Origin of the sequence: Flavobacterium sp. (assembly GCF_020217025.1) — a bacterium.
Lineage (GTDB): Bacteria > Bacteroidota > Bacteroidia > Flavobacteriales > Flavobacteriaceae > Flavobacterium.
Genome location: NZ_JAIWOF010000027.1, coordinates 1 through 10,000, shown reverse-complemented (window position 1 = coordinate 10,000; position 10,000 = coordinate 1). Strand labels below are relative to the sequence as shown.

8 protein-coding genes are annotated in these 10,000 nt (G+C 34.2%); 6 read left to right on the top strand and 2 right to left on the bottom strand.

Annotated features, from left to right (window positions below):
* A partial coding sequence (locus LDL23_RS01190; RefSeq protein WP_291264070.1) for an alpha/beta fold hydrolase occupies positions 1 to 387 on the bottom strand: 387 nt, incomplete at its 3' end.
* Between the two features lie 152 nt (positions 388 to 539).
* Here LDL23_RS01190 and LDL23_RS01185 point away from each other — a divergent pair.
* Both LDL23_RS01185 and LDL23_RS01180 read left to right on the top strand, forming a co-directional pair.
* Positions 540 to 1,796 carry an AbiH family protein gene (locus tag LDL23_RS01185; protein WP_291264069.1) on the top strand — a complete coding sequence of 419 codons (1,257 nt, stop codon included), beginning with the start codon at positions 540 to 542 and terminating at the stop codon, positions 1,794 to 1,796.
* Between the two features lie 3 nt (positions 1,797 to 1,799).
* Positions 1,800 to 2,192 (top strand): DUF1398 family protein, encoded by a 393-nt coding sequence (locus LDL23_RS01180; RefSeq protein ID WP_291264068.1) that lies wholly within the window; start codon positions 1,800 to 1,802, stop codon positions 2,190 to 2,192.
* Between the two features lie 73 nt (positions 2,193 to 2,265).
* Here LDL23_RS01180 and LDL23_RS01175 read toward each other — a convergent pair whose 3' ends face one another.
* Entirely contained in the window at positions 2,266 to 3,558 is a 1,293-nt protein-coding gene (locus LDL23_RS01175; RefSeq protein ID WP_291264067.1) for an aminopeptidase P family protein, read from the bottom strand.
* Between the two features lie 115 nt (positions 3,559 to 3,673).
* Between LDL23_RS01175 and LDL23_RS01170 the strand changes: the two genes are divergently transcribed.
* The 4 genes from LDL23_RS01170 to LDL23_RS01155 all read left to right on the top strand — a co-directional run.
* Entirely contained in the window at positions 3,674 to 6,451 is a 2,778-nt protein-coding gene (locus LDL23_RS01170; RefSeq protein WP_291264066.1) for a glycosyl hydrolase, read from the top strand.
* 82 nt (positions 6,452 to 6,533) lie between these two features.
* Positions 6,534 to 7,406 carry a hypothetical protein gene (locus LDL23_RS01165; RefSeq protein WP_291264065.1) on the top strand — a complete coding sequence of 291 codons (873 nt, stop codon included), beginning with the start codon at positions 6,534 to 6,536 and terminating at the stop codon, positions 7,404 to 7,406.
* Between the two features lie 179 nt (positions 7,407 to 7,585).
* Entirely contained in the window at positions 7,586 to 8,449 is an 864-nt protein-coding gene (locus LDL23_RS01160; RefSeq protein WP_291264064.1) for a succinate dehydrogenase cytochrome b subunit, read from the top strand.
* Positions 8,450 to 8,467: 18 nt separating this feature from the next.
* On the top strand, positions 8,468 to 10,000 hold a 1,533-nt coding region (locus LDL23_RS01155), incomplete at its 3' end, for a fumarate reductase/succinate dehydrogenase flavoprotein subunit (RefSeq protein ID WP_291264063.1).

Below are 10,000 nucleotides of genomic sequence, written 5' to 3'. Positions count from 1 at the left end.
TGCTTTTCGTTCGTCGCTATCAGCTCTTGAGGTGGAGTTTTGTAATACAATTCCTTTTACGTTATCGGGATACAATTCGGCGAAAGCCAATGCCACATAACCGCCCATCGAATGTCCAATTAAAACCGCTTTTCTAATTTTTAATTCGTGCAACACATGATGCACCATATCGGCTTGGTCTTCCATGGTGTGGACATAACCCAAACATTCTGTTTCACCATGACCTAATAAATCAATCGTAATGATGCGGTATTTTTTAACCAATTCAGGAACAAACGCCTTCCACATCGATTGATTTTCCAAAAAACCATGCAATAAAACCACAGCCGTTCCTTTTCCTTGGTCGGTGTAACTGATTTTAGTGTTTTTGAAGTTCGTGGTTTTCATGTGGGCAAAGGTAGAGTTTAAACGCAAAGGGCGCAAAGTTTTTTCGCGAAGTGCGCAAGGAAAATATTTTTAACCATTTTGTCATTTCGACCTTAGGAGAAATCACATTATAAAAATAAAAACGTATTTTTGAGAAAAGCATTTTTAGATTTATGAATAGATTAGTGATTATTGGAAACGGTTTTGATTTAGCACATGGTTTGCCGACGAGTTATAAGGATTTTATAGATGATTATTGGGCAAATGTAAAAAACAGTAATCATAATGATGATTTTATTTCTTTTGTGGATTTATTTGATGTAGATTTTAAAAACACAAGAAACTTATATGAGCTTGCAAATTTCATAAAACAATTTAATGCGAAGATTAAGTTTTCTGATGGTGAAATTTATACAGAATTTGGGAATAATTTCATGACAGGACAATATCCAAGAAGTCATGTTCTTATTTATAAAAATTCTTTTTTTAAGATTGTTAATCAAAAGAATATTCAAAATTGGGTTGATATTGAAAATGAGTATTACAGACAATTAAAAAAGATAATTAATTCAAAATGTTTAGACGTTTCTAAATCAGAAGAGTTTTGGGAAAATGAACAAAGTATTAAAGTTCAAAAATTGAATACAGAATTTGAAGAAATTAAAAGAATTTTTGAAGAGTATTTGATTGAGAAGATAGAGAATAATTATCTTTTAAATTCGTCTAATGAATTTAATTCAATTAATATTGATTTTTATAATATATTAAGACCTATTTCAGTTTTTAATAATGAATCTAATTGGCGATCTGAGTTTAATAATATTGATGATGTTAATGAAATAGAAATCTTTTTTAAAGAAGAAAAGTTAAACCCTGATTTAAATAAAGCAAAAATTCGATTGCTCAATTTTAATTATACCTCCACTTTAGATAGATATGTTAACAGACTTAAGGAAGGTGAGATAAAAGTTGATTTATTTCATATCCATGGTAAATTAAATGACGAATTAAATTTAATGAATTTTGGGTTTGGAGATGAAATGGATGAAGATTACAAACGAATTGAAAATATTAATGACAATGAATATCTAAGGAATTTTAAGTCTTTTCAATATTTACAAAATTCGAATTATAGCAAACTATTAAACTATATTGATAGTGATAAGTTTCAAGTTTTAATAATGGGTCATTCTTGTGGATTGTCTGATAGGACATTATTAAATACAATTTTTGAGCATAATAATTGTCGTTCTATAAAAGTTTATTATCATCAATGGGAAGATAAAGTGACTAATGAATTAAAAGATAATTATACAGAAATAACTCAAAATATTTCTCGTCATTTTAACAAGAAGAAATTGATGAGAGAAAAAATCGTAAATAAAACTCTTTGTAAACCTTTACCACAAATTCAATTACCAAAAAAATAGTATATGTTCACCATCCAACAAATCCACGAAGCCCACGCCAAAGTAAAAAGCGGTGCCGATTTTCCAAAATACATGCAAGACATTATTGCGCTTGGTGTTACTTCTTTCGAAACGTTTGTGTTTGATAATCATACCAATTATTTTGGAAAAGATAATTTTCAAATTGCTTCAGAAGGTTTTTCAGAAACCTTAACTATTGCTGATGAAAGCAACATTGAGCAATTCAAATCCGACTTAAAATCGCACCAACAAGGCAACACCGATTACATGACTTTTTTACACGATTGCGCCAAATCGGGCGTTGAAAAATGGATTGTGGTAATGGATAAAATGACGTGTAGTTATTATGACAAAGCTGGAAATGAAATGGTGGTGGAAGTGATTCCGTCGGTTTAGTTCAGCTTGACAAATAAGGATAAAAAACGGCTTACTTTCGTAAACCGTCTTTCTTCTTGTATTTTTTCTCTAATTAAGCATTCATTATTGCTTCAATTTCTTCAATTTCTATTGGAATATTACGCATTAAATTAAACGCTGCACCTTTTTCTTGAATCACCATATCGTCTTCTAAACGAATACCAAAACCTTCTTTTGGAATGTAAATTCCAGGCTCAACAGTGAACACCATGTTGGCTTGCATAGGTTCGTGTAGTAAACCATAATCGTGCGTGTCTAATCCCATGTGGTGAGAAGTACCGTGCATGAAATATTTTTTATACGCTGGCCAATCTGGATTTTCGTTTTGTACATCGGCTTTGTCGATTAATCCTAAACCTAATAATTCAGAAGTCATAATTTTACCTACTTCTACATGATATTGTTTCCATAACGTTCCTGGAACCAACATTTTTGTAGCTTCGTTTTTCACATTTAAAACGGCATTGTAAACCGCTTTTTGTCTATCCGTAAAACGACCTGAAACGGGAACCATACGAGTCATATCACTTGAATAATTCGCATATTCTGCACCAACGTCTAATAAAATCAAATCGCCAGCTTTACATTGTTGGTTGTTTTCGATATAGTGTAACACATTCGCATTGTTACCCGAAGCAATAATTGGGGTATAAGCAAAACCTTTCGAACGATTTCTTAAAAATTCATGAGCAAATTCGGCTTCGATTTCGTACTCCATAACACCTGGTTTTACGAAATTTAAAACTCTTCTGAATCCTTTTTCGGTAATATCACACGCTTTTTGGATTAAATCCAATTCTTCACTTTCCTTAACCGAACGCAATCTTTGTAAAATAGGATTCGATTTTTCTACTTTGTGTGCTGGATAATTTTCTTTCCACCATTTGATGAAACGCGCTTCACGAGTTTCAGTTTCAATAACCGCTCTGTAATGTTCGTTAGTATTGATGTAAATGGTATCGGCATACGCCATGATTTCTTTCAACGTTTTGTGGAAATCTTGTAACCAAATCACCGATTTAATTCCAGAAACTTCAAACGCTCTTTCTTTGGTTAGTTTTTCACCTTCCCAAATTGCAATGTGCTCATTCGTTTCTTTTAAGAATAAAATTTCTTTCAAATGTTCGTAAGGTGCATCTGGAAAAAGCAATAAAATACTTTCTTCTTGGTCAACACCCGATAAATATAAAATATCTCTATGTTGTGCAAATGGCAATGTGCTATCAGCACTTACAGGATAAATATCGTTCGAATTGAATACCGCAACACTATTAGGTTTCATTTGAGCCGTAAATTTAGCTCTGTTTTTTACGTACAAATTGCGGTCTATTTGATGGTATTTCATGATGTAAATGTTTTGTTCTCCAAAATTAATAAGATAAAAATGAAAAGTTGTTAAATACTTTAGAAATTTTGTAGAAGTGCAATGTTTTGGCTAATTTTCAACAAATTTTTTCGAGATGAAGCAAATTACTATCCTGTTTTTATTGATTGTGCAATCGGCAATCGCTCAAAATTCGTTGTTTAATCAAGTGGAAGCTAAAAATATCGGACCAACCATCATGAGTGGTCGAGTAGTTGACTTAGCTGTAAATCCAAAAAACCCAACCGAATTTTACGTGGCTTATGCTACAGGCGGTCTTTGGTATACCAATAACAACGGGACTTCTTTTTCGCCTGTGATGGATTCGGCGGAAACGGTAAATTGTGGTTCAGTTACGATGGATTGGAATTCGGGAACGATTTGGGTTGGAACGGGTGAAGTGAATGCTTCGCGTTCGACTTATGCTGGAGTTGGCGTTTTAAAATCTTCGGATAAAGGCAAAACTTGGGAAAATTTAGGATTAAAAGATTCGCATCACATTAGCCGAATTTGGGTGAACCCAAGTAATTTAAATGAAATTGTCGTGGCTGCCGTCGGGCATTTATACACAACCAATAAAGAAAGAGGAATTTATAAATCTACTGATGGTGGAAAATCTTGGAAACAAACTTTGTTCGTTGCCGAAGATGCTGGAATTATTGATTTAGCCGTTTCTAAAAACAATCCAAAAATCATGTTTGCGGCATCTTGGCAAAAAGATAGAAAAGCGTGGCACTTTGATGGCGATGGAGAAAAATCTGGAATTTACAAAAGTGAAGATGGCGGAGCTTCTTGGAAATTAGTCAGTACAAAAGAAAGCGGATTTCCTGCGAACGAAGGTGTGGGAAGAATCGGTTTAGCCATGTTTAATGAAAACGTAATTTATGCGGTTGTTGATAATCAGAACAAACGACCAAAAACAGCTTCAAAAAATAAATTAACCACAATGTTGTCTTCTCCTGGAGCGGATTTCATGGAAATTTCGAATAAAGAACTGAACATCGCTTTGAAAGAAAGTGGCTTTAGAGATAAATATCGCGCTGAAAATATTAAAAATTGGGTTGACGATAATAACATGGAACCTAAGGAAGTTTTAGCGGTTTTATCCGATGCAAATAAAGCGTTATTTGAAACCGAAGTAATTGGTTGCGAAGTTTACAAATCAGAAGATGGCGGAAAGTCTTGGAAAAAAACGAATCAGAATTATATCGATGATATGTTTTATACGTATGGCTACTATTTTGGGAACATTTCTGTAGATGAGAAAAATCAAAATCGTCTTTATATTGGTGGCGTTCCGTTATTGTTTTCGGAAGATGGAGGAAAAACGTTCACAGCCATTTCAAAAGAAAACGTGCATGCTGATCATCACGTAACATGGATAAACCCTGAGAACCCGAATCATATCATTAACGGAAATGATGGTGGTGTGAATATTTCATACGACAATGGAGCGCATTGGATTAAATGTAACAATGAAGCGCTGGGTCAATTGTATGCCGTAAATGTGGATTATCAAGAAAATTATAATGTTTATGGCGGAATGCAAGATAATGGCGTTTGGTTTGGAAATAACGAATATGCTCACTCTGTAGCTTGGCATCAAGAAGGAAAATATCCGTATCAAGAATTAATTGGTGGTGATGGCATGCAAATTCAAATAGATAATCGTAATCCCAATGTAGTTTTCACGGGTTATCAATTTGGAAATTACTATAAAATAAATCAAAAAGAAGGTAAGTTTGATTACATCACGCCAAAAGCTCCAAAAGGAGAAAAACCATATCGTTTTAATTGGCAAACACCTATTTTATTGTCTTCGCACAACCAAGATATATTGTACATGGGTTCGGAGTTTTTACACCGTTCTATGAATCAAGGCGAAACGTGGGAACGAATTTCAGGTGATTTAACCAATGGTGCAAAAGAAGGAAATGTAGCTTTTGGAACGTTGACGACTATTTCGGAAAGTAAATTCCAATTTGGATTGCTTTATGTAGGTTCTGACGATGGGAAAATTCACGTTTCAAAAGATGGTGGCGCTTCTTGGCAATTGATTTCGGGGAATTTGCCTCAAAATTTATGGGTTTCAAGAGTTGCGGCTTCGTCACAAAAAAAAGAAAGAGTTTATGCAACTTTAAACGGATACAGAAATGATATTTTTGAAAGTTATGCTTTTGTTTCGGATGATTTTGGAACTACTTGGACTTCGATTTCGAATGGATTAACACAAGCAGTTAACGTAATTGTTGAAGATTCGGCAAACGAGAATATTTTATACGTTGGAACGGATAATGGTTTATTTATTTCGTTAGACAAAGGTGCTTCTTGGCAAGATTTCTCAAACGGAATGCCTAATGTAGCGGTTCATGATGTGGTAATTCAAACGAAAGCAAAAGAATTAATCGTTGGAACTCATGGTCGTTCGATTTATAAAATGGATATTTCTAAGATTCAGGAATTAACTAAGGACGTTTTGGCTAAAAACCTGCATTTATTTAAAGTAAACGATAGAATAAAATCAGATCGTTGGGGAACTCAAAATTACGCTTGGGGAAAACCGAGCGAACCTTCGCAAACAATTTGGTTTTATACTAATGCAGATGGAATTGTGAATGTTTCGATTGCGAATGAAACTGGAATAGTGGTTCACACTCAAAAAGTTGAAGCTAAAAAAGGATTTAATTCGTTTAATTTTGATTATTCGATTTCAAAAGAAGTGGCTGAAAAGTGGAATAAAAAAGATAAAAACATCAAAATCAAAACAGCTGAAAACAAGAAGTTTTATTTGCCTGTTGGGAAATTTAAAGTTACAATTTCAAAAGATAAATCTTCAGAGAGTAAAACGTTTGAAATCTTAAATCCTAAAAAATAGTTAAGAAAGGCATACTATTTACCCTCTTTTTTACGTTAAACTAAAAGCAGATATAATTTGCTATCTCAAACGTCATTAAATTATGAAAAGAATTGTTGGCTTTTTTTTAATTTTAGTTTCCGTTTTTTCTTTTTTCTCTTGTGAGGATGAAGATGACACGGTAAACGAGCCGTATTTAATTGTTAAATTTCAGTTTGATCCTAATCAAGTGCGTTTGAATAATTTGGGACAACCAGCAGTCATTCCTTCTGGTCACGCGGCCCAATCTCCTGATTTTAGTAAAATAAGTGCGCATTATTTTGAGTTGGCTCCAACAGCTTATACTCAATTAACAGAAGGAGCTGTTTTGTATCATGCCGATGAAACTACTCAAGGAGGTTCGGTTGCGATTGATTTTAGTAAAGCGGTTATTGTTAGAGAAGAGGAGGGTTTTTTAAAAATTCCATTAAGTCAAGTGCCACAAGGTAGCTATGAATATGTTCGCGTTTCATTGGCCTATCAAGAATACAATATTTCAATTCGAAACAATGGCGCGGATTATCAAGGAAAATTAGCAAGCTTTGTGGGTTTTAACAATTATATTACCACACATACATTAGGTAATAATTCGTTTCCAGTAAATGGAAATCGTTTGCAGGGATATTGGGCTTTTGCTTTAAATGATGTTCCTTATGCTACTTCTGGTCAAGCTCCAGCTGGAGCAACCACAGTTCCAAACCCTATTGCTTCTACTTCGCCAATACCTGCAGGTTCGTGTGTAGTAACAGGAAAATTTGCTCAAAACTTAATTATCAATGGTAGTGAAACTCGCGATGTTGTAATAACGCTATCTCTATCCACAAACAATAGTTTTGAATGGCAAGAAGTAACGGCTGATGGTAAATATGAGCCTTCAATAGGAGAAAATGTTGTTGATATGGGGTTAAGAGGATTGATACCTTTGTATGTGAAATAAGTATATTTGCTAATATGCTATACATTTGTATGATTTATACGCTTTAATCCCTTGGTATTCAACAATAGTTAAACTCATTTTAAAATCATTATAAATTAGCTTGAAAAGGTTGTAGTTAAATTGAAATAGCTGTATTTTTGTTTGATTTTTTATTAAACTAGTACAATCAAATAAAAATTATGGCAAAATCAGCACTATTAAAGTCATCTATTGTAAAAAAATACTGGATGGCTCTTACAGGTTTATTCTTATGCTTGTTTTTGGCGGGACATTTGGCAGGAAATCTTCAATTGATTTTTGGAACCAGCTTGCAATTCAATGAATATGCTTTATTCATGACCACCAATCCAGCGGTTAAGTTACTTTCATACCTTACTTACATTTCAATTATATTTCATGCTATTGATGGAATTATGTTGACAATCCAAAACAAAAAAGCAAGGCCAATTGGTTATGCTAAAACAGATGGTTCTTCAAGTAGTTTTGCTTCAAGAAATATGGCTGTTTTAGGAACCGTTATTTTGGTTTTCATTGCTACTCACATGGTGAATTTTTGGGCAAAAATGCATTTTGATAAAAACATGCCATTAATGGTTAAAACTATTGAAATTCAGCCAGGAATGCCTCAGGATTTTTATGTGGGAAGATCGACAGGTCAATATTATCCTGTAGATCAGGTAGGTAAAGAAGGTGAAGTTATTCAGGCAGGTTTACCACAAAAACAGTTGGTAATTAAAAACGGAACAGAACTTTACAATCCGCAAGTAAATGTAAAAATGGGTGACTTGTATAAAGATTTACACAAGTTAACTTTAGACTTTTTTAAAGATGCTAAATACGGTTTGTTTTTTACAATTGGGTATGTTTTAGCTATGATAGCTTTAGCATTTCACTTATGGCATGGTTTTCAAAGTGCCTTTCAATCGATTGGTGTAAACAGTTCAAAGTTGACACCTGTTATCAAGTTTTTTGGAAAGGCATTTGCAATTATAGTTCCATTATTATTTGCGATTATTCCAGTTATTTTACACTTTAAAAAATAATCAACATCAGTATATATTATGAAGTTAGATTCTAAAATACCAGCGGGTCCATTAAAAGATAAATGGACCGATCATAAAAATCACTTGAAATTAGTTGCTCCAAATAATAGACCAAAAATTGATATTATTGTGGTTGGAACTGGTTTAGCAGGTGCTTCTGCTGCCGCTTCTCTTGGAGAAATGGGATATAATGTAAAAGCATTCTGTTTTCAAGATTCTCCTCGTCGCGCACACTCAATTGCTGCTCAAGGAGGTATCAATGCAGCAAAAAATTATCAAAATGATGGTGATAGCGTTTACCGTCTTTTCTATGATACTATTAAAGGTGGTGACTACCGTGCGCGTGAAGCAAACGTTCACCGTTTAGCTGAAGTTTCAGGTAACATTATCGACCAATGTGTTGCACAAGGTGTTCCTTTTGCTCGCGAATATGGTGGAATGTTAGATAACCGTTCGTTTGGTGGAACGCAAGTACAACGTACTTTCTACGCTGCTGGACAAACTGGTCAACAATTATTATTAGGAGCATATTCTGCTTTATCAAGACAAGTCGGGTTAGGTCGTGTGAAAATGTACAACCGTCACGAAATGTTAGATTTAGTTAAAGTTGATGGAAAGGCTCGTGGAATTATTGCTCGTAACTTAATTACAGGAGAAATTGAAAGACATTCAGCTCACGCAGTTGTTATCGCTTCTGGAGGTTACGGAAACGTATATTTCCTTTCTACAAATGCAATGGGAAGTAACGTAACAGCTTCTTGGAAAATCCACAAGCAAGGAGCTTTATTTGCAAATCCATGTTATGTGCAAATTCACCCAACTTGTATTCCAGTTCACGGAACGAATCAGTCAAAATTAACGTTGATGTCTGAATCGTTACGTAATTCAGGACGTATTTGGGTTCCTAAGAAAAAAGAAGATGCTGAAGCAATTAGAGCAGGTAAATTAAAACCAACTCAAATTGCGGAAGAAGATAGAGATTACTACTTAGAAAGAAGATATCCTGCGTTTGGTAACTTAGTACCTCGTGACGTAGCTTCAAGAGCTGCTAAAGAGCGTTGTGATGCTGGTTACGGAATCGAAGCTAACGATACTAACGAAGGAGTTTACTTAGATTTCTCTACTGAGATTCAAACAAAAGGTAAACAAGCTGCTTACGCGAAAGGAAATCATAATCCAACTCCAGAAGAAATTACAGCTTTAGGAAAACAGTGGTTAGAAGAGAAATATGGTAACTTGTTTACGATGTATCAAAAAATCACGGATGAAAATCCTTATGAAACACCAATGAAAATTTATCCAGCAGTTCACTATACTATGGGTGGTGTTTGGGTTGATTATAACTTACAATCAACTATTCCTGGTTGTTTCGTAGCTGGTGAGGCTAATTTCTCTGACCACGGAGCTAACCGTTTAGGAGCTTCGGCTTTAATGCAAGGTTTAGCAGATGGATATTTCGTATTACCATATACAATTTCTAACTATTTAGCTGACGAAATTAGAACTGGAAAAATCTCAACAGATTCTCCAGAATTCTTAGAAGCAGAAGCA